Annotated in this window: 14 protein-coding genes; 10 read left to right on the top strand and 4 right to left on the bottom strand. The window is 30.3% G+C overall.

The features are described 5' to 3' along the window. Positions 1–15 precede the first annotated feature (15 nt). Positions 16–2076 carry an HD family phosphohydrolase gene (locus AC2TEO_RS16300; RefSeq protein WP_442265838.1) on the bottom strand — a complete coding sequence of 687 codons (2061 nt, stop codon included), beginning with the start codon at positions 2074–2076 and terminating at the stop codon, positions 16–18. 98 nt (positions 2077–2174) lie between these two features. Here AC2TEO_RS16300 and AC2TEO_RS16295 point away from each other — a divergent pair, with 98 nt between their 5' ends. The 3 genes from AC2TEO_RS16295 to AC2TEO_RS16285 all read left to right on the top strand — a co-directional run bounded on the left by AC2TEO_RS16295 (position 2175) and on the right by AC2TEO_RS16285 (position 5519). Then, positions 2175–3350 carry an acetyl-CoA C-acyltransferase gene (locus tag AC2TEO_RS16295; protein WP_442265837.1) on the top strand — a complete coding sequence of 392 codons (1176 nt, stop codon included), beginning with the start codon at positions 2175–2177 and terminating at the stop codon, positions 3348–3350. Positions 3351–3368: 18 nt separating this feature from the next. After that, positions 3369–4136, top strand: a complete 768-nt coding sequence (locus tag AC2TEO_RS16290; protein WP_442265836.1) for a C40 family peptidase — start codon at positions 3369–3371, stop codon at positions 4134–4136. An 88-nt stretch (positions 4137–4224) separates the two neighbouring features. After that, a protein-coding gene (locus tag AC2TEO_RS16285; RefSeq protein ID WP_442265835.1) for an IS3 family transposase occupies positions 4225–5519 on the top strand; the annotation gives its coding sequence in 2 pieces (ribosomal slippage) (positions 4225–4591 and positions 4591–5519; 1296 coding nt in all). 58 nt (positions 5520–5577) lie between these two features. Here the strand turns inward: AC2TEO_RS16285 and AC2TEO_RS16280 are convergent. After that, a complete protein-coding gene (locus AC2TEO_RS16280; RefSeq protein WP_442265834.1) occupies positions 5578–6822 on the bottom strand; it encodes a tetratricopeptide repeat protein in 1245 nt (414 codons plus the stop codon). Between the two features lie 32 nt (positions 6823–6854). After that, complete coding sequence (gene gyrA, locus AC2TEO_RS16275; protein ID WP_442265833.1) at positions 6855–9344, bottom strand: DNA gyrase subunit A; 2490 nt, start codon at positions 9342–9344, stop codon at positions 6855–6857. A gap of 299 nt (positions 9345–9643) precedes the next feature. Between gyrA and AC2TEO_RS16270 the strand changes: the two genes are divergently transcribed. The 4 genes from AC2TEO_RS16270 to AC2TEO_RS16255 are packed head-to-tail and all read left to right on the top strand — an operon-like array spanning position 9644 to position 15436. After that, the gene (locus AC2TEO_RS16270; protein WP_442265832.1) at positions 9644–12202 is read left to right on the top strand and encodes an ATP-dependent Clp protease ATP-binding subunit; all 2559 of its coding nucleotides are present in this window, start codon (positions 9644–9646) and stop codon (positions 12200–12202) included. A 55-nt stretch (positions 12203–12257) separates the two neighbouring features. Beyond that, complete coding sequence (locus AC2TEO_RS16265) at positions 12258–13184, top strand: septum formation inhibitor Maf (protein WP_442265831.1); 927 nt, start codon at positions 12258–12260, stop codon at positions 13182–13184. 58 nt (positions 13185–13242) lie between these two features. Further along, complete coding sequence (locus AC2TEO_RS16260) at positions 13243–14379, top strand: hypothetical protein (RefSeq protein ID WP_442265830.1); 1137 nt, start codon at positions 13243–13245, stop codon at positions 14377–14379. Beyond that, complete coding sequence (locus tag AC2TEO_RS16255) at positions 14369–15436, top strand: nucleotidyltransferase family protein (protein WP_442265829.1); 1068 nt, start codon at positions 14369–14371, stop codon at positions 15434–15436. The genes AC2TEO_RS16260 and AC2TEO_RS16255 overlap by 11 nt, the downstream gene beginning before the upstream one ends. Here AC2TEO_RS16255 and AC2TEO_RS16250 read toward each other — a convergent pair. Then, positions 15398–16756, bottom strand: coding sequence for a UDP-N-acetylmuramate--L-alanine ligase (locus AC2TEO_RS16250; RefSeq protein ID WP_442265828.1), 1359 nt, complete (start codon positions 16754–16756; stop codon positions 15398–15400). The two genes, AC2TEO_RS16255 and AC2TEO_RS16250, sit on opposite strands and share 39 nt — an antisense overlap. A gap of 111 nt (positions 16757–16867) precedes the next feature. Between AC2TEO_RS16250 and AC2TEO_RS16245 the strand changes: the two genes are divergently transcribed. From AC2TEO_RS16245 to AC2TEO_RS16235, 3 genes are read left to right on the top strand one after another with little or no spacing between them, the layout of a single operon-like run. Then, the gene (locus tag AC2TEO_RS16245) at positions 16868–19771 is read left to right on the top strand and encodes a T9SS type B sorting domain-containing protein (protein ID WP_442265827.1); all 2904 of its coding nucleotides are present in this window, start codon (positions 16868–16870) and stop codon (positions 19769–19771) included. A gap of 9 nt (positions 19772–19780) precedes the next feature. Then, positions 19781–20731, top strand: a complete 951-nt coding sequence (locus tag AC2TEO_RS16240; RefSeq protein WP_442265826.1) for a PorP/SprF family type IX secretion system membrane protein — start codon at positions 19781–19783, stop codon at positions 20729–20731. Between the two features lie 10 nt (positions 20732–20741). Next, positions 20742–22802: an OmpA family protein gene (locus tag AC2TEO_RS16235; protein ID WP_442265825.1), complete on the top strand. Its 2061-nt coding sequence runs from the start codon at positions 20742–20744 to the stop codon at positions 22800–22802. Positions 22803–22956 lie beyond the last annotated feature (154 nt).

Here is a 22956-nt window from a genome sequence, read left to right as displayed (position 1 = left end):
TTAGAAAAAAAAATATTATTCTGGATACTCAACTCGTAAGTGATAGATATTCATCAACTTACTCTTAATAATTTTTTTTATTTTTTCTATTTCTCTAAACGTAATATCTGAATTTATGAACTGATTCATGTTTTTTTGGCCTTCCACTACTCTATCTATAAGTTCATCTATCGATTGTGCTGATGGTTTTTTCAAACTCTTAGAAGCTGCCTCTGCAGCATCACAAATCATTAAAATTGCTGTTTCTTTAGAAAATGGTATGGGTCCTTGATATCTAAACTTCTTTTCATCAACTTCCATATCAGGATTATTTTCTTGTTCTTTCTTATAAAAATAATATACTAGGCTTGTTCCATGATGTGTTCTAATAAAATCTATAATCCTATCTGGTAAGTTGTTCTTTTTAGCTATTTCAATCCCTTTTATAACGTGATTTAAGATAATTTGAGCACTATCTTTAGGTGATAAATCATTATGGGGGTTTACACCTGTAATCTGATTCTCTGTAAAATATTTCGGGTTTACCATCTTACCAATATCATGATACAAGGCTCCTGTTCTTACTAACATTGAATTTGCTCCTATCTCATTTGCTGCTGCTTCAGCTAAATTAGCGACTTGTATTGAATGTTGAAAAGTTCCTGGTGCTTTTTCATTCAATTCTCTCAATAATGGTGAATTTGTATTGGATAGTTCTAATAATGTTACATCTGAAACCAACCCGAATACTTTTTCATAGAAATAAATAAAAAAAACTGCTAAAAATGATAATAAACCATTCATAGCAAATAATCCAAAATAAATCCCTTTAATACTACTTACATTTCCTTCTTTTATAATTGAAAACGCAAAGTAGGTTAGCATATAAATCAATGTAATTTGAGCTACAGAAATAAATAAACTAGCTCTTTTATATAACTCTGAAGTTGAAAGTACAGCTACAATTCCAGCAATAATATGCAAGTAAATAAATTCAAAACTATTCGGCACAATAAAACCTAATAACAATACAGTTAAAATGTGTGTAAATAATCCTAAACGAGCATCGAAAAAAGCTTTTAAAACTATCGGTAAAATTGTTAATGGAATTACATATAAGTAATCTGAATTGTATTTAACCAACAAAGTTTGAACAAAAATCATCAGTAAAATATTCGAAAATATAAACGTGATTTTGCTATTATTATCAAAAATTTCTTTTCGGTAACGATGCAAGAACAAAAGAAGCATTAACAAAGCTAAAGACACCAAAATTGTATATCCAAAAACCAACCAGTTATAGTTAGATTTTGTCCAAATTTGAGACTTAGACGCTTCCTTTAAAGAATTTAACTTATTTAAATTCTCTCCTTCAACTATGTCTCCCTTTTGAATAATTAATTCGTCTTTATTAATCTTCCCTTTTGTATAGGAGATCTCTTTTAAAGCTAGATCTAATTCTTTCTGAGAAAACTCTTCATCGAAAGTAACATTAGGCTCTAAAATTTCTGAAAGTTTCTTAATTACAAAATCTCTTCCATAATCTTCTTTTAAAACAGATAATTCATTTACAATGATAGAAAGTATATCTTTCGATTGAATTAGTTTAGAAAAAGGGATATTAGATATTTCATTAGATTTCCTTAAAACAATTGTAGGACTACTATTTACTTTTCCTTTAGAAACCTCATCTACAAAGCCAAATTCATAAATTTTATTAATTACCGATACCCCCTTTTTTTTCAACCTATTAACATCATGTTCAGACAAACTATCTGAAACCTGAAGTGCATTTATGGCAGAAATAAATTCATTCTTAGTATACTCAGAAACTTCTGTATCAAAAGAAAAATACTGTTGAACAGATGATTTGATTTGATTTATTTCTTCAGAAATCTCATCTTTAGTTTTTTGTGTAGCAAAATCAAACGGAGCATATAAATTGTTATAAGACCAAGGTTTACCGGGGGAATAATCATAACGAAACTTTCCTCCTTTAGGTAATAAATACACAATAAAAAAAGCGGTTATAACAAAAAGAAAAACTCTGTAAATCGCTGAATTGTTTTTGTATAGACTGTTAATTATTTTATTCATTACCCTTAATTAATTATGTAAATATAACCTTTTGATATTATTTGAGAACTTATCATAAAATAGTTATTTTCGCATAACAAAAAGCAAACAAATTTAACATGAAAGAAGTAGTTATAGCCTCTGTTGCCAGAACTCCAATTGGAAGTTTCTTAGGAACTTTATCAACAACTCCTGCTCCAAAATTAGGTTCGGTAGCGATTAAAGGCGCTTTAGATAAAATTAATTTAAAACCTGAATTGGTTGATGAGGTATTTATGGGGAATGTTGTTTCTGCTGGTTTAGGACAAGCTCCTGCTCGTCAGGCTGCTATTTTAGCAGGAATTCCAGATACAGTTCCTTGTACTACAGTAAATAAAGTTTGTTCTTCTGGAATGAAATCAATCATGCTAGGAGCCCAAGCAATCGCCTTAGGTGATGCTGATATCGTTGTTGCTGGTGGTATGGAAAACATGAGTATGATTCCTCATTATCAACATGCAAGATCTGCGACTAAGTTTGGTCCAGTAAAAATGGAGGATGGAATGCAAAAAGATGGGTTAGTAGATGCTTACGAACAAGTTGCAATGGGAGTTTGTGCTGATGAATGTGCTGTAGAATATGATTTCTCGAGAGAAGATCAAGATAACTTTGCTATCGAGTCTTATAACAGATCTGCTAAAGCATGGAGCGAAGGAAAATTTGCTGACGAGGTTGTTCCTGTAGAAATCCCTCAAAGAAGAGGTGAACCTGTTATTTTTAGTGAAGACGAAGAATATAAGAATGTAAAAATGGAGAAAATTCCTGCTTTGCGTCCTGCTTTCACTAAAGAAGGAACTGTTACTGCCGCTAATGCTTCTACAATTAATGATGGTGGTGCAGCGTTAGTATTAATGTCTGCTGAAAAAGCTCAAGAATTAGGCATTACTCCTTTAGCTAAAATTAAAGGATATGCTGATGCCGCTCATGAACCAAAATGGTTTACTACTGCACCAGCAAAAGCATTACCAAAAGCTTTAGCAAAAGCTGGTGTTGCAATTGAAGATGTAGATTATTTTGAATTAAATGAAGCTTTTTCTGTTGTTGGTTTAGCTAACACCAAAATTTTAGGTTTATCTACAGATAAAGTAAATGTAAATGGTGGAGCAGTTTCTTTAGGACATCCATTAGGTGTTTCTGGAGCTAGAATTGTTATTGCTTTAACATCTATATTAAAACAAAACGACGCTAAAATTGGTGCTGCTGGTATTTGTAACGGTGGTGGTGGTGCTAGCGCAATGGTTATTGAAAGAATCTAAAATATAAAGATTTTCTATTTGTACGGAATTTGTAATTTAAGTATTGTACCGCTTCGACTGGAGCCAACTGATGTATCTGAAATGGTAAATCAATTGGTTTTCGGTGAGCATTTTACTGTTCTTGAGAAATTTAAAAAATGGAGCAAAATAAAGCTTTCTTACGATGGCTATGAAGGATATATTGATAATAAACAGTATGAAAATATCTCCGAAGAATTGTACCATCAATTAGATAATCAAGAACAATATTATTCAGGAGAATTAATTGATTTTATCTTTGATAAAGACAATAATTTAACAACCGTTCCTTTGGGTGCTAGACTTCCATTTTATAAGGATAAAAGTTTTTCATTAAACGATAAGAAATTTTCTTATGAAGGAAAAGTTAACCATGGTGTATTAAATAAAAATTCTATCATTGAAACTGCTTATCACTTTTTAAATGTTCCATATTTATGGGGTGGAAAAACTCCTTTTGGTATCGATTGCTCTGGTTTTACTCAAACCGTATATAAATTATGTGGTTTTAAACTTTTAAGAGACGCGAGTGAACAAGCTACTCAAGGAGATGTTTTAAGCTTTATTGAAGAAAGTGAACCTGGTGACTTAGCATTTTTCGATAATGATGAAGGAACTATTACTCACGTAGGTATTGTAATGAATGATTACAACATTATTCACGCACATGGTAAAGTAAGGATTGACAAACTAGATCATAGTGGGATTTATAATACTGACACACAACAACACACTCATAAATTACGAGTTATAAAGAAAATAGTATAAAATAAAAAAAAGGATAGTTTTTCAACTATCCTTTTTTTATTTTATATCTGTCTCGTCCTGAAATAGCGTTACACAAATTTGTAACCTTATGAACGACAACATTTACCGCAAACGTACTCAGAAAGATTATACGATGAGTTTTAAACTTTCGGTTGTATCGGAAGTAGAAAAAGGCGAATTAACCTACAAACAAGCTCAACTTAAATATGGGATTCAAGGAAGAAGTACTGTTTTAGTATGGTTGAGAAAATATGGTAACTTTGATTGGACTGATCAAACACCATCTAATATGCCAAAATCACCAGAACAAAAATTATTAGAGTTAGAGCAAAAATTACGTCAATTAGAAAAGCAAAACAATCGTTTAAAAGCTCAAGCAGCAGCATCAGAGAAGAAAGCGATACTGTTTGATATGATGATTGATTTAGCTGAGAAAGAGTATAATATTCCTATTAGAAAAAACTCCAAAACCGAGTAATTGATATGTTTGTTTTACAAAAGAAAGAAAGTATTTCTTCTACCTGTAAATTACTTGGGTTTAGCAGACAGGTCTATTATCGAGCTAACTATAGAGTTAAGAAATCTCAATCAATAGCCAATAAGGTTGTTGAATTGGTTAAGCGTGTAAGAATGGAACAACCAAGTATTGGGACAAGAAAACTGTATTATCTTCTTTCGGAGGAATTAAGCAGTTTAGCTGTTGGAAGAGATCGATTATTTGATATTTTACGAGCTAATAAACTATTGATAAAACGACAAAAGAGTTATCACATTACAACCAACTCTCATCATCGTTTTAGAAAACATACTAATCTTATTGAAAATCTGGAAATAAATAGACCAGAACAAGTATGGGTAGCAGATATTACATATTTAGGCAATCGTAAGAACCCTATGTATTTATCATTAATTACAGATGCATATTCTAAGAAAATCATAGGATATCATTTGGATAAAACTTTAGAAGTAAGCTCAACGGTAAAAGCCTTGGAGATAGCTATGAAAAATAGAGTATATCCAGAGAAGGAACTTATCCATCATTCAGATAGAGGATTGCAGTACTGTAGTAACATCTATCAAAATATTTTATCAAAACATAATATTAAATGTAGTATGACAGAATCATACGATCCATATCAAAATGCGATAGCTGAACGGGTTAATGGAATCTTAAAACAAGAGTTCTTTATTGCTACCACAAATCTAGATATTAAGATAATGAAGAAAATAGTAAAGCAATCAATAACTATTTATAACTCTAAAAGACCGCATTGGTCATGTCATTTTAAAACTCCTAACCAGGCACATCAACAAAATAAAATGAAGATAAAATCATATCGAAAAAAAACATCATCTAAAGCTATAGATTTAGATGATGTTTAATATATTTAATCAATAAATAACTGTAACGGTTATTTAGGACTAGTCAATCAAACAATTATTATTTCATTGATTTGTATATAGTTCTAAATTCTTTCGCTTTCGCTCCCATTTCTAAAACTTCATAAATACTCATTAAAGACTTAACAGTATCTACACTACGGTTTAAACTATCAGCCTTTTCTAAATATGGTAAAGCTTCCTTATAAACCTCTTTCTGTCTTAATGCTAACTCGTCATACTTTTTAAAGTTTGATAAGTTTTTATTCATTTCTTCTACTATAGTTTTCTCTTCCTCTAAAATTACAGCAGATAAATTCATATAAGCATCAGCATAATCTGGCTTTAATTCAATAGCTTTCTTATAATATTTAACAGCATCTTCTCTTCTACCTTGATTCGTATTTACCACTCCTAAATTGTAATACAATGTAGGGTTTTTAGGATCTAAACTAATAGCTTCATTCATTAACTCCCCAAATTTATCCATTTGGTTTAAATCAATGTATAATTGAGCTTCATTTAAAAGCAAGCTCAAATCACCTGGTAAAGCTTTTCTAGCAGCAGACATAGCTGCTAAAGCCTCATCTGTTTTACCTTGCTCTTTTAATATTAAAGCTATATTCTTTTTTATAATTGCGAATTTCCCTTCAGAAGTTTTATCTACAGGCTTAATAAAACTACCTGTTTTAACCATAAGATCTCTATTATCTTTAGTTCCCAGGTTTTTTTCTTCTCCTGTTGATTTATCTGTAGCTAAATACATCACTTCTTTACCCGTGTATCCAACTTTTTCTAACTCTCTATAATATTTTAAAGCAGCATCATAATCTTTTGCTTGAGTAGCACTTACTGCAGCGTTATAAGCAAAAGAAGTATCTCTAGGACTTAATTTATATGTTAAATAAAAGAACTTTGCTGCTTCAACGTAATTTTTATCATTATTATAAAAACCTACAGCTTTATCTGAAACCGATTGTATAATCTTATTTAACATTGGTCTTGCTTCAGATGAGTAACGTTCTTTTCCTATTTTTTTCTCATAATCAAATAATTGATTAAAAGAATTAGATGCTTCTTCATATTTTTTAATCCCTAATAATGCTTGACCTGTTAAAAAGTAATATTTAGTTTTATACTTATCGTCAGCACTCTCTATGGTACTCGTTAGAGAATTACCTATGGTAAGCGCCCCATTAAAATCATTTTTATTTATGGCTTTTTCCATAGATTTTAGCTCTTTTTTCTGTCCGAAAGAGGCTATTGTAATTAAACCTAAAGAAAGTGCTAAAACTTGTTTTTTCATTTTTGTTGTTTTAGTTATTGTTATACAGTTCTTTAATTCTCATTAATTTGGTTTTCAATTTCCGTGCCATTTTCATCCTCTTCATCTTCATGCATAACTTTAGCTACTGCTGCAATACTATCATTATTCTTAATATTTATTAGTTTCACTCCTTGCGTAGCTCTACCCATAACTCTTAAATCTTCAACAGCCATTCGAATAGTAATTCCTGATTTATTGATTATCATTAAATCATTAGAATCATCTACATTTTTTATAGCGACCAAATTACCTGTTTTTTCGGAAATATTCAATGTTTTCACACCTTTTCCTCCTCTATTAGTTATTCTATAATCTTCTAACTTAGAACGCTTTCCATATCCTTTTTCAGACACTACTAGAATATTGCTTTCCATATCATTTACAGAAACCATACCAATAACCTCATCTTCTTCACTTTGTAAAGTAATACCTCTAACTCCAGATGCAGTTCTTCCCATTGGTCTAGTTTTTTCTTCCTCAAAACGAATCGTTTTTCCAGAACGTAACGCCAACATTACTTGACTATCTCCAGTAGTTAATTTAGCTTCTAACAACTCATCTCCTTCTTTAATAGTAATAGCATTAATACCATTTGCTCTTGGTCTTGAATATTGTTCTAGAGGAGTTTTTTTAACCTTCCCTTTTTTAGTAGCCATAATTACATAATGATTATTGATATAATCTTCATCTTTTAAATCATCTGTAACCAAAAATGCTTTTACCTTATCGTCTTGTTCAATATTAATAAGATTTTGAATAGCTCTACCTTTGGTATTTTTACCTCCTTCAGGAATTTCATAAACACGCATCCAGAATACTTTACCTTTCTGAGTAAAGAAAAGCATATGTTGATGGTTTGTACCTACAAAAAGGTGCTCTAAAAAGTCTTCATTTCTGGTTGTAACTCCTTTTTGACCTCTTCCACCTCTGTTTTGAACTTTATATTCATCTAAATTCGTTCTTTTTACATATCCTGCATGAGAAATGGTTACTACCACTTTAGAATTAGGAATCATATCCTCTATTCTCATATCTCCTCCAGCATATTCTATAGTAGACTTTCTTTCATCACCGTATTTATCTCTTATTAAGATTAACTCATCTTTAATAATCTGATATCTTCTTGGTTCATTTGCAAGAATATCTTTTAAATCTGCTATAGTTTTAACAATTTCATCGTATTCTGCTCTTAACTTATCTTGTTCTAGTCCTGTTAACTGACGTAATCGCATTTCAACGATAGCTTTTGCTTGAATTTCAGTTAACTCAAAACGTTCAATTAAGCTTTCTCTTGCTTCATCAGCATTTGCAGAACCTCTTATAATGGCAATTACTTCATCTATATTATCAGAAGCTATTATTAAACCTTCTAAAATATGAGCTCTCGCCTCTGCTTTCTTTAATTCGTATTGTGTTCTACGAACAATTACTTCATGTCTATGTTCAACGAAATAATGAATTAACTGCTTTAAATTTAATTGCTCAGGTCTTCCTTTTACAAGTGCAATATTATTTACACTAAAAGAAGTTTGTAACTGCGTATACTTAAATAACTTATTAAGAACGATATTAGGAATTGCATCACGTTTTAGAACATAAACAATCCTCATTCCTTTACGATCCGATTCATCACGAATACTTGCAATTCCTTCAAGTTTTTTATCATTTACCAAATCAGCAGTTTTTTTAATCATTTCTGCCTTGTTGACTTGATATGGAATTTCAGTAACGATAATACACTCCCTTCCTTTTACTTCTTCAATAGTAGCTTTAGCACGCATAACAATACGCCCTCTTCCTGTATGAAAAGCATCTCTTACCCCGTCATAACCATAAATAATACCTCCAGTAGGGAAATCAGGTGCTTTAATGTGTTGCATTAACTCATCTATTTCTATCTCTCTATTATCTATATAAGCAACAGTTCCGTTAATTACTTCAGTAAGGTTATGAGGAGCCATGTTAGTTGCCATACCTACAGCAATACCTGAAGCTCCATTTACTAGAAGGTTAGGAATTCTAGTTGGTAATACAGTTGGTTCATGTAAAGTATCATCAAAATTAAGTTTTAAATCTACAGTCTCTTTTTCAATATCTGAAAGCATTTCTTCAGAAATCTTCTGCATTCTAACCTCTGTATAACGCATAGCTGCTGGACTATCCCCATCAACAGATCCAAAATTCCCTTGTCCGTCAACCATCATGTAACGCATACTCCAATTTTGAGCCATACGCACCATTGAATCATATACTGAAGTATCTCCGTGTGGGTGATACTTTCCTAGCACTTCCCCTACTACTCTTGCGGACTTTTTATATGCACCTGTAGATCTAATTCCCAATTCATGCATTCCAAACAAAACTCTCCTATGTACAGGTTTTAAACCATCTCTTACATCTGGAAGAGCCCTAGAAACAATAACCGACATTGAGTAATCAATGTAGGCTGACTTCATTTGCTCTTCAATATTGATTGGAATCAACTTTTCACCATCTGCCATATTAATCTTTTTTTAAAAAATTAGTATTTGTTTTATAAAAAAGTGAATTTTACTTTTATAAAATTCACTTTTCGTTATAACTTAATCACCTCCGATAAGCAACGCAAGATATTATTTTAACTAAAACTTGCCAAGTTTTCTTATTTTATTTTCATTATATTTATTAACAATTGAAAAGAATTTTTATGAGATAATTTCTTTTACTCAAACCTGCCTTTTTGTCTTTTTTTTTCACTGGCATTGTTTTTGTAATTTTTCTACAAAATTCTTACTAACTTTACAACAAAAGAAATTAATTTATGGACGAAAATTTTTCACCAGGAGTTAGAGATGTTATCACTTTTAGTAAAGAAGAAGCTTTACGATTAGGCCATGATTTCATAGGCACTGAACATCTTTTACTTGGACTTATTAGAAAAGGAGATGGAAAAGCTATAGATATATTATCAACTTTTGATATTGATTTAGATTTAGTTCGCAACAAATTGGAAAGATTAAATCCTGTTTCTGCTAATGAACTTAATCAAAAAAACAACTTACATCTAACTAGGCAAGCTGAAAAAGCTATAAAAACTACTTTTTTAGAAGCTAAGTTATATCAAAGCAATGCTATAGACACTGCTCATTTATTATTATGTATTTTGCGTAATGAAAATGACCCGACAACTAAGTTACTTCAAAAATATGATGTTGACTATGATCAAGCAAAAGCTCTTTACAAAGAATTAAATATTGAGGATGGAGATTTACCAATTAATCCAATTGCTGAAACTCCAGGTGATGATTTTGCTGACGATAAATCTGAACCATACGGGCAACAACAAAATCCTAGGAGTAAAACTAATAAAAAATCAAAAACTCCAGTTTTAGATAATTTTGGAAGAGACCTTACAGCTTTGGCTGAAAACGGGAAATTAGACCCTGTTGTTGGTAGATTAAAAGAAATAGAACGTGTTTCTCAAATACTAAGTAGGCGTAAGAAAAACAACCCTATGTTAATTGGAGAGCCAGGAGTTGGTAAATCTGCAATTGCTGAAGGGTTAGCTTTACGAATTGTTAACCGAAAAGTGTCTCGAATTTTATTTGACAAAAGAATTGTTTCTCTTGACTTAGCAAGTCTTGTAGCCGGCACAAAATATAGAGGGCAATTTGAAGAGCGAATGAAAGCTTTAATGAACGAACTTGAAAAGAATGATGATATTATTCTTTTTATTGATGAAATTCACACTATTGTTGGCGCTGGTGGAGCAACTGGATCATTAGACGCATCAAACATGTTAAAACCAGCTTTAGCGCGTGGAGAAATTCAGTGTATTGGTGCAACCACTCTTGATGAATACAGAACTAATATTGAAAAAGACGGTGCATTAGAACGTCGTTTTCAAAAAGTAATGGTTGACCCTACAACTGTAGAAGAAACAATTCAAATTCTTCATAATATTAAAGGAAAATACGAAGTACATCATAATGTTGAATTTACAGATGAAGCTATTGAAGCTTGTGTAAAATTAACGAATAGATATATGACAGATCGCTTCTTACCAGACAAAGCTATTGACGCTTTAGATGAAGCTGGATCTCGTATTCACATTACAAATATTGTTGTTCCTCAACAAATCTTAGAATTAGAAGCTAAGCTTGAGGAAATAAGACAACGTAAAACTAAAGCTGTTAGTGGACAAAAATACGAGGAAGCTGCAAAACTAAGAGATGACGAAAAAAACATTGAAGCAGCATTAGATTCTGCTCAACAACAATGGGAAGAAGATTCTAAATTACACAGAGAGACTGTTACCGAAGATAATGTTGCTGAGGTTGTTTCTATGATGACAGGAATACCTGTAAATAGAGTTGCAGAAGCAGAAAGTAATCGTTTAGCTGAATTACCTTCTTTAATTCAAGGAAAAGTAATTGGTCAAGACGAAGCCGTTACAAAAGTAGTTAAAGCAATTCAACGTAACAGAGTTGGTTTAAAAGACCCTAATAAACCTATTGGTTCTTTTATATTTTTAGGCTCTACAGGCGTTGGTAAAACTCAATTAGCAAAAGTTTTAGCTAAAGAACTTTTCGATTCTGATGAATCTTTAATCAGAATTGACATGAGTGAATACATGGAGAAATTTGCCATTTCAAGATTAATTGGAGCACCTCCAGGTTATGTTGGATACGAAGAAGGTGGACAGTTAACTGAAAAAGTTCGTCGTAAACCTTACTCTGTTGTTCTTTTAGATGAGATTGAAAAAGCACATCCTGATGTATTTAATATGCTTTTACAAATCTTAGATGATGGACATATCACTGATAGTTTAGGAAGAAAAATCGACTTCAGAAACACAATTATTATAATGACTTCTAACATTGGAGTTAGAAAATTAAAAGATTTTGGCGGTGGAGTTGGTTTCGGAACTAAATCTAAGAAAGATCAGGAAGACGAGCATGCTAAGAGTATAATTGAAGGAGCACTTAAAAAATCATTCGCTCCTGAATTCTTAAATCGTATTGATGATGTAATTATCTTTAACTCTCTAGAGCGTGAAGATATTCACAAAATTATCGATATCGAATTAAAGAAACTTTTATCTCGTATTTCTGAATTAGGTTATCATTTAAATCTTTCTGAAAAAGCTAAAGATTACATTGCTAATAAAGGATTTGATAAGCAATATGGAGCAAGACCTCTAAAAAGAGCAATTCAAAAATATATTGAAGATGCTCTAGCTGAAGAAATTGTAAACTCTAAATTAGATGAAGGTGATTCTATTTTTATGGATCTAAGCGAAGAAACTAAACGCTTAACTATAAAAATTGAAAAAGGTGAAAAACCTAAAGAAACCCGAACTGAAATAGACGAAGAATAAAAAAAACTAAAGCCCAAGTTAATCAACTTGGGTTTTTTATTTATACATTTTAAAAATGAAAAGATTAGCAACTATTATAACTTCGACACTTATAACTTTAACAATATATTCATGTATAAATTCAAACGCAAGTGAAATTAAACATTCAGCAATAATTGTAGAAAAAACAAGAACTGTATCTCCTGAAACAAAAAAATATTGGTATGATGGTAATGCTGAAATCTCAAGCTATAAGCTTTCACAAGCAAGATATGGAGAAATTCACGAAGGAACTGCTACTTTGATTTTTGTCACCGAACCATTTTCACAAACCTCAAACACTAAAGCAGATTACCCTAACCCCAATAATATTCCTGTTCTAAAATTAAATATGAATAAGAAGTTTAATACTGGAATTTATCCTTATTCAATGATGAATAGTACATTTTTCCCTTTTGAAAAAGATAATTATTCATTAAAAATAGCTTCATCAATGCAAGAATGGTGTGGTATGACTTATGTTGAAATGAAAAACAATAAAGACCACCTTCTTTTAAACTTTAATTCTTATTTTGAAGGAGCTTCTTTTCTAAATAAAAAAATCAAAAAAGTACTTTTAGAAGATGATTTATGGTCTTTAATCAGACTAAACCCTGAATTACTTCCTACTGGAGATATAGAAATCATACCTTCTTTCTTTTTTTTAAATTCAAAACATAAAGAATTTAAAAGCTATATCGCAAATATTGAATTAAATAAATCAGAAGATATATCAACTTATAAAATTTCATACTCAAAACTCAACCGAACTTTACAAATCAGTTTTGAATCTTCTTTTCCTCATAAAATATTGAACTGGAAAGAATCACACAATAGTGGTTATGGAAAAAACAAAAAAATATTGACTACAGAAGCTTCATTAATGAATACTATTAAAGTTGACTATTGGAATAAAAATCAAAATAAAGATTCTATCTGGAGAAATAAATTAAATTTGAAATAGCTAAACAAATAAAAAAACCTCAAGAGTATTCTTGAGGTTTTTAGTTATTTTTACCCCAATGGGAATAAAAACTACATTACTTAGAGAACATATTGAAGACAAATCAGTTGTTTGGTTTTCTGAAACTAATCAATACATCGTATTAGAAAATAAAGTAGCAGAAATAATTTTTAATCTAAATGAAGGAATCTCGATTGAAGAAATTAGTAAGGGACTTGAACAAGAACTTGAAGTTTCTTTTGATGACGCTTTAGATTTTACTGAAAAGATCTATTCAAATGTTTATTTATCTAACATTAAGAAAAATGAAAATTTAAATGAAACAGAAAGAAAGCATGAAATTCCAACTTTTCAAATTTCGAAATTCTACAAAATAAATAACTTAGTTTTTAAAGTAGATTTTCTTTCTGAATTTGAAGAATATTTAGTCCACCCTAAATTCTCTCATTTAGAAATTGAATACCAAACAGACAGTGATTACCATTTTCAAGTTTTTACGGAAAAAAACATCACTCATCTATTGATAGATAACAATCACATTGGTTCATGGCATAGAAAAGATATTCATTATTTTCAAGGAAAGTTCTCAATGTATATTGTTCAATATATACACAACAAACCAGAAGATGAATGGATGGGAATTTTTCATGCTTCAGGATTAGGAAATAAAAATAAATCTTTACTTTTATTAGGAGATTCTGGTAACGGAAAAAGTACATCTCTAGCAATCTTACAAGCCAACGGATTAACTTGTTTAGCCGACGACTTTGTTCCTATAGATATTAACAAACAAAATATTTATACATTTCCTTCTGCGATTTCTATAAAGAAAAACAGTTTGGAAACCCTACTACCTATGTATCCTGAATTAGAAACTTCTGCTGAGTTTCATTTCAAAAGATTAAATAAAATTGTTCGATTTCTACCTCCAAAAACAAATACCTCTGATTACAACTTACCTTGTAACGATCTTGTTTTTATTAAATATGAAAAAAATAGTGATTTAAACTTTAATTCTATTTCTAAATTAGAAGCTTTCCAACAGTTAATTCCTGATTCTTGGATTTCAAGTAAACCTGAAAATGTAAAAGTATTTTTAAAATGGTTCTCGAATACCAAATGTTATCGTTTAACTTATTCTGACAATGAAAAAATGGTAAAAACCATTAAAAATTTACTTAACGATGACATATAAAGAAACATTATTTTTTATTGGAAAATGTTTAACTATAAACCATGAAGCTCACAATAAACGTATTGTAGAAGAACATTTAAAAAATAATACTGTTGATTGGGACAATATTGTTAAGCTTAGTACAGAACATTATGTTTTTCCTGCTCTATATTGTAATTTAAGAAAAGCTGATTTTTTAAAATATTTACCCGAAGATTTGGTCGGGTATATGAAACATATTGCTGATTTAAATCGAGAACGTAATACACAAATAATTCAGCAAGCCAAAGAGATTAATGAATTGTTACTTTCTCATAATATTACTCCTATTTTTTTAAAAGGAACAGGTAATTTACTTGAAGGTCTGTATGACGATATTGCTGAGAGAATGGTTGGGGATATTGATTTTTTAGTTAACAACAACAGCTTTACTGAATCTATTAGGGTATTAAAAAACGATGGATACTACAAATTTCATAAGGATAAATTTGACACCACAATAACAAATAGGCACTATCCAAAAATGATAAAGAAAAATAAAATTGCATCTACTGAAATTCATTATAAGATGGTAAGTTCTTCTAAAATTTCGGAATTCAATTATGATTTTATTTTTCCAAACATCAAGAAAAAAAACATATCCACATTGTCTTACAGCGATAATATTATTTTAACGACCTGTAATAAACAATTTAATGACAATGGTAAAATTTTTAAGAATTTCAATTTAAGAAGTTCTTACGATATCTTTCTTCTATCAAAAAAATGTTCACCTATTACATCTGTAAAAAAACTCAAAAACCATAAACATCTAAACAATTTTCTATATAGTAGTTTTAAAATTTTTAATGAACCTAACTCCATTAGTTATGAAAATACCCTACTTGCCCAAACTTTCTTTTCTAATCAAATAAAACTTTTAGAACACCCAATGTCAAAGCTTAAAAAAAAGCTTGTTTCATGGCGAATATTTAATACTAAAGCCTTTAAAACAATTTTTAAATCAACCTACAAAAAGGAATATAGAATATATTTAAAATCAAGAATCCACCATTTTTTTAACTTCTTCAAAATCTAAACCACCATAATTACCCGAACTCATTAACAATAAAACAGAATCTTTTAAATTCTTTTTAAACAAATATTCTTTAAACTGAATTGGATTGATAAAAATCACTAAATCTTCTCTTTGAAAAGAATCTGCTATTTGTTTCTCTGTTACTTCATCTAATTCTTTAATCTTAACTGCGTGAGGAGAATAAAACACAATAGCTTCATCTGCTTTGTTTAGAGTGTTTTTGTATTCTGATAAAAAATCAGCATTCAAGCTACTATAGGTGTGTAATTCTAAACAAGCAATAAGTTTCTTATTTCTATATTGATCTTTTACAGCCGTAGTAGTAGCTTTTACTTTAGAAGGCGAATGAGCAAAATCTTTAAAAATAATAGTAGAATCATTCTCAGCTATTTTTTCTAATCTTTTACTCGCTCCTTTAAAAGACATAATAGCTTCATAAAAATCTTCTTCATCTACTCCCATATGCTGACAAATCCATTTAGCTCCAGCTATATTTTGTAGATTATGATCTCCAAACACATCTAAAGGTAAATCTCCTTCTACTGTATTTAAATAGGTAATCCCATTTTCTATAAAATGTTCAGGTAAACTATACGGATACCTTTTTATAGAATTTGTCGAGTTTTCAACTACTTTTTTTACATTTTCATCTTCTTCACTATAAACCATAATACCTCCATTTACTAATGAGTCTGTAAAAATCTGAAACTGCTCTATATAATTTTCAAAAGTTGGAAATACATTAATATGATCCCAAGCAATTCCACTTAACAATGCAATATTTGGCTTGTACAAATGAAACTTTGGTCTTCGATCTATTGGTGAACTTAAATATTCATCTCCTTCTAAAACAATAAAATCATTTTCCTCTGTTAAGTGTACCATTGTTTCAAACCCATCTAACTGCGCGCCAACCATGTAATCTACTTCTTTATCATGGTAGTTTAAAACATGTAAAATCATTGAAGTAATTGTAGTTTTTCCATGAGAACCTCCAATAACTACACGAGTTTTATGCTTCGATTGTTCATATAAAAACTCTGGATAAGAATAAATTTTCAAACCTAATTCTTGAGCTTTTATTAATTCTGGATTATCAATTTTAGCATGCATTCCCAAAATTATAGCATCAAGATCTTTATTAATCTTATCAGGAAACCAACCAAAACTTTCAGGTAATAAACCTTTAGCTTCTAATCTAGATTTAGAAGGATCGTGAATTGTATCGTCACTTCCTGTTATTTGATATCCTTTTTGATGTAATGCGATAGCTAAATTATGCATTGCACTACCACCTATTGCTATAAAATGTACTCTCATCAGATCTCTTATAATGATTGGCTAAAATAATCAAACTAAATCGTAAATATTAAATAATTGCAGTCTATAAATTTTATAGTAGCTTTGCTTTTCAGCTATTGCTTTTGTAAAATGAAAACTAGACCAAATACTATAACTCTTTCACTTATTGTGATTTTTTTTAATTTATTTTTTTCTTACTCACAATGCGCAGGAAATGATGCTTCTGCAACTATTTGCAACAAAGAATTAGACACTAATTATCAACAATTTAACCTTTTCAATCAATTAAACGGTTCACCTACTACTGGGGGAACATGGACTAGCGAAAACCCTATAAATAGATTTGCTTTAAATTCTAGTACTGGAATATTAAACCTTTGGAGTATCAATCGTTTTGGTGAGCATAAATTCATTTACACGAATGATGATTGTGGTGAAAGTGCTACTGTAACAGTTTTTTTAGGAGGATATCCTGGTGAAGACAACATAGATGGAGGAGCAAATGCTTGTGAAGACGACACTGCTGTAGATTTATTCTCTTTTTTAGATAATGATTTAATTAGTTTAAGTTCAGATATTAATGGAACTTGGAGTGTTGGTACTGGAACACCGCCTATTGCTTTAAATGGCAGCTTCTTCAATGCAACAGTTGCTGGTCGTGGAACTCATACATTAATTTATACTGTTGACACAATAGATTCGTGCCCCTCTAGAACAGCAACAATCATATTAGAAGTTCACAGAGCTTCAGATTCAGGAATTGCTTCTGAGCTTAATATTTGTGACACAGACAATTTAAGCATCTATAGCAATTTAGATTTATTTGATTATTTAGCGGGTAATGATAGTGATGGTATTTGGTCAGATAATGACACCACTGGACAAATTACTTCTCTAACTGATCATATCATCAATGTTGAGCAAATTTACAACGATTTTGGACCTGGATTTTATTCTTTTACTTATACTGTTTTTCCAATCCATGGAGTTTGTTCTAAAACTTCAAGTACTGTAAATATTTTTATTCCTGAAATCTCTGGAAAATTCTCCGTTGAAAAGTTATGTGATATAGAAAACACAACTATTAAAATTATACATGAAGGCTCTGAAGAAGCTCAAATGGTTTATAATATAGACTATGAAATAATAGATAAAAACACCGGATTAGTAGTATATTCAGATACACAAAATGACGTTCCCTTTTCTATTTTTGATGATGATTTAGGTACAAGAACCTTATTTGAATACGAATTTGAGCTTAGCTCATCTATTTTATCTCCTGGAAGTTACACCATAAGAACCGTAGCTATAAAAGATCTCAGAAATATTATTTGCGATACATATACTGTTGAAGAGTTTGACTTTACAATTTATAACGCAAAAGTTAATGTAGAGGATATTTGTTTCGATACTGATATAATAGATATCGATATTTCTGAATTAACCAACAATGACGGAACAATTACCAACAGTGAACACACACTTAGCTATGTAGTTTCTAATAATGTTAATTCTGATTTAATTGTAGTCAACGATTTAAATGTTTTATTTACTGATGGAAAAGCTACTTTACCTTTAGATTTTTCATCTTTCCCACCACAAATAGCAGAATATACAATCGATATAACTTCTCCAACAGCTATTGGTTTAAACTGTGTTGAAGAAACTTTTACCATCAAAAGAGTTCCTGAAGACATTACTCTCGATCTACAAGTAGATAACGCTTGTAATGCTACAGACATGAAAATCTTAATTGATGCTCCTAATTTAAGTAGCGGTGAATATACTATCACTTATGAGGTTACAGAATTAAATAGCTCTACTAAACTTATAGAAAATACAATTGTTTTCTCAGGAGGAAATGCAAATTTCAATGTAGATATTTCCGGATTAGCTCAAGGAAATTACAATGTATTATTAAAAAGTGTACAAAATGACACTGATCCTTGTAGAACACAATTTGAATTCGAACTCACAGAATCCTTCTCTATAAATGGTATTCCTGATGCTCCCGTTTTAGAAGAGAACCAAACTTTATGTTTATCTGATTTTTTTCCTAATCAACCAACTCTAAATAATATTACTGTAGATGAAGGAGAAAATCTAACTTGGTATGAAAATTCCAGCACTACAACTCCTTTAGATATAAATACAGCTTTAGAGGACGGAAAAACATATTTTGTAACAGCTAGTGACCTTAACAATAGTTGTGAAAGTTCAGATCGTTCTGTAGTAAACATCAAAATTATAACAACGGAAATGGTTAGTTCTACTGATACTAATCCTACTTTTTGTGGTTTAGATAACCCTACTCTAGCTGACTTTAATGCATCAGTTTCTACTGGTACTGTTATTTGGTATGATGCTAATACTGGAGGATCTATATTAGATTCTTCAACAATTATAGAGAATAATAAAAGCTATTTTGCTGTGTCAAAAATAGATGACTGTGAACATCATGAACGGTTAGAATTTATTGCATCTGTTATTACTCCTCCTACTCCCGAATTTACTGGTGATACACAACGTTGTGGATTAAGTAACCCTACTTTAGCTGATATTGCTTCAGAAATCACAATTGTTAGTGGGTATGATTTATTATGGTATGATGCCAATGAAGGCGGGAATGAATTAAGTGAAAACGATCCTATTGAGCAAGATACTACTTACTTTGCTGTTTATGTTGATCCGACAACTGGTTGTGAAGGAGAAAGAGCTGCAATAAATATCGATTTATCAGATTGTAACCCTGAAGACTATGACTTCTTCATTCCTGATGGTTTTTCTCCAAATAACGACGGAACTAACGATGATTTTTATATTCCTTTTATTGAATTTTTCTATCCGAATTACGAATTAGAAATTTTTAATAGATACGGTCAATCTTTATTTAAAGGAAACATTGATAATCCAAAATGGAATGGACAAAACGCTTCTGGATCGGAAGTTACTAGTGGTGTTTACTTTTATATACTTAACTACAATAAAGACAACTTAAAACCTAAACAAGGAAGAATTTACTTAAGTAAATAAAAATAGCTAATGAAAAAATTAATATATCTTATTTGTATTTGTTCCTTTTTTGAGCTCTTTTCTCAACAAGATCCTCAATACACACAATACATGTATAACCAAAACATTGTAAATCCTGCCTACGTTACAAACAATTTAGGAGTTATAAATTTTGGTGTAATGCATAGAAGACAATGGACTTCTGCAGTTGGAACACCTAAAACCTATAATTTTTTTGCACATGCACCTTTAAGTAATAATATAGAAGCTGGTGTATCTGTAGTTACAGACGACATTGGTGATGGAGTTTTAAAAGAAAATAATTTTTATGCAGATTTTGCTTATATGATAAATATTGCTGAAGGACATAAATTATCATTTGGTTTAAAAGCCGGTTTTACTAGTTTCAACACCAACTTCAATAATTTCAGGTTTCCTGATGAAAATATAAGTTCTGGTTTCATCCCTACTGATTTAGCTTTTGAAAATCAAAATAAAACTTTTGTAAACTTTGGAGCAGGTTTATTTTACTTTACTGATACATATTATATCGGAGCTGCTATTCCAAACTTAGTAAAAGGAGAACATTTTGAAGAAAATAATGGATTAAACAGTATTGGTGGCGAAGAAATTCATTTGTTTGTAAATGGTGGTTATGTTTTTCAAGTTTCTGATCTTTTTAAATTAAAGCCATCATTTATGGCCAAAGCTGTAAAAGGATCTCCAATTGTATTAGATACAGCTGTAAATGTTCTGTATAACCACAAATTTGAAGCAGGCTTAGCTTATAGAGTTAATGACGCTGTAAGTCTAATGTTTAACTTCCGCCTTTTTGATTCTTTGAGAATGGGATATGCCTTTGATTACACCACAAACAATTTAGGAAGTTTTAACTCTGGAACTCACGAATTCATGCTATTGTTTGATTTTGACACATTGGGATTAAAAAAAGGATACGACAAATCACCAAGATTCTTTTAAAAAGATTACTATGAAGAAAATAAGTTTTTTACTACTATTCAGTTCTGTTTTTATTTGCTTTTCTCAAAGTCAATCTCTTAAAAGAGCGCATAAATATTTTGAAAGAACATTTTATACCGAAGCTATTCCTCTGTATGAAAAAGCTTTAAAAGAAAGAGAAAGTTTTGAAGCAATAAAAAATCTAGCAGATGCTTACTACTATACATATAATATGGAAAAAGCAACTGTAAATTATCGTTACTTACTTAAAAATTACCATAAAGTTGTTTCTGAAATTTATTATCATAGATTTTCAAATTCATTAAAAGCATTAGGTGAATACAAGAAAGCAAATAATGTTTTACTGAACTACTATAAAACTAAAGATGAAATTAAATACACTCAACTTCAAAAAGAAATTGAGTATTTAGAGAATATTGAAGCTTTAGGGAATCGCTTTTCTATAAAAAATTTAGGTATTAATACTCCTGATTCTGAATTTGGTGCAATTCAAACAGGTAATTCAATCATATTTGCTGCTCCAAGAAAAGAAATTTACGGAAAACGTTTTGGTTGGAATGGACAACATTATTTAGATATTTATCAGGTTAATGCTAATCAAATTTATTTAGGAGACAGTATAGCACAACCTTTTTCAGAGAAAATTAACTCTAAACTACATGAGTCTAATATCATCTTTACCAAAGACGGAAAAACAGCTTACTTCACTAGAAATAATTTAGTAAAAGGAAAAAGAAATACAGACGATAAAAAAGTTACTCACGTTCAACTATACAAAGCAGAATTTATTGATAATGAATGGAAAAACATCACCTCACTATCTTTTAACTCTAACACTTACTCTACCGAACATCCTGCTTTAAGCCCAGATGAAAAAACTTTATATTTTGCTTCTGACATGCCTGGTGGATTTGGCGGATTTGATTTATACGCTGTAACGATTGATTATGACGGAAGTTTTGGAAAACCAAAGAACTTAGGAGAAAAAATAAACACTCCAAATAAAGAGCAATTTCCTTACATAAGCGAAGACAATAAACTCTATTTTTCTTCTAACGGTCACCCTGGTTTTGGATCTTTAGATGTATTTGTTTGCTCAATTTCAGATGGAAAAATATCGAAACCTGATAACATCGGATTTCCTGTAAATTCTGGTTATGATGATTTTTCATTTAATATTAACTCTAAAACTAAAGAAGGTTTCTTTGCTTCTAATAGAAAAGGCGGAAAAGGAAGCGATGACATTTATAAAATAGTAGAACAAAAGCCATTAAAAATTGAACCTTGTTCTCAATTCATCTCTGGATTAATTACTGATAAAGATTCGGGTGTAATTCTTAATGATGTACAATTGATTTTAGTAGATGAAAATCAAAAAGAAATCACGAAGATAAACACTTCTAACAGTGAAAAATTCAAGTTCAAGGTTAATTGTCAAACTACTTATACAGTTAAAGCTTCTAAAGTTGGATACAAAACCAATCAAAAAACAATAATTCTAAGGAAAGTTAGAAATAAAGACAACGATGCTTCAATGACTTTAAAATCTTTAGCAATTATAGAAAAAGAAAAAAGAGAAGCGCTTTCTTTAAAATTAAAAAAAGAACAAGAATTAAAACTAAAAAATGCTGAGAAGCTAAAATTTGCAAAGGATAAAAAACGTAAAGAAATCGTTGAGAAAGAAAAAGATATAGAAAAGCAAAAAGACAGAATAGTTATTAAGACAGACGAAATCAGTTTCGATTATAATTTATGGTATTTAAGACGAGATAGTAAAAAAGCTATTGATCGAGTTATTAATTTAATGAAAAAATACCCTGATATGATTGTTGAGGTAGGAACACATTCAGATATAAGAGGTAATAATCGTTATAACTTAGAATTATCTCAAAAAAGAGCAACAGCAGTTCGTATGTATTTCATGGAAAAAGGTATTGAACCTGATAGAATTTCTGCTATTGGTTATGGTGAAACACAACCTCTTGTAAAATGTAAGACAGAAGAATCTTGTACAGAAGAACAACATGAAATAAATAGAAGATGTGAATTTATTATAAAGAAAATTCTATAATTCTTCTTGTCTTATCAAAAATTGGTATAGCAATTGATTTAATTCATACACTAAATAAAAAGATAGTTTAACTTCAAGATCTAACTAGTTTACTTATTTAAACTTTAGTATATTGAACCTATCTGAGTACTTTGTAAAAAAGTATTAAAAATCA

It is taken from the genome of Tenacibaculum aquaeponti (assembly GCF_057221555.1).
The sequence above is the reverse complement of the archived record's forward strand: the minus strand, read 5'-3'. Positions and strand labels throughout refer to the sequence as shown.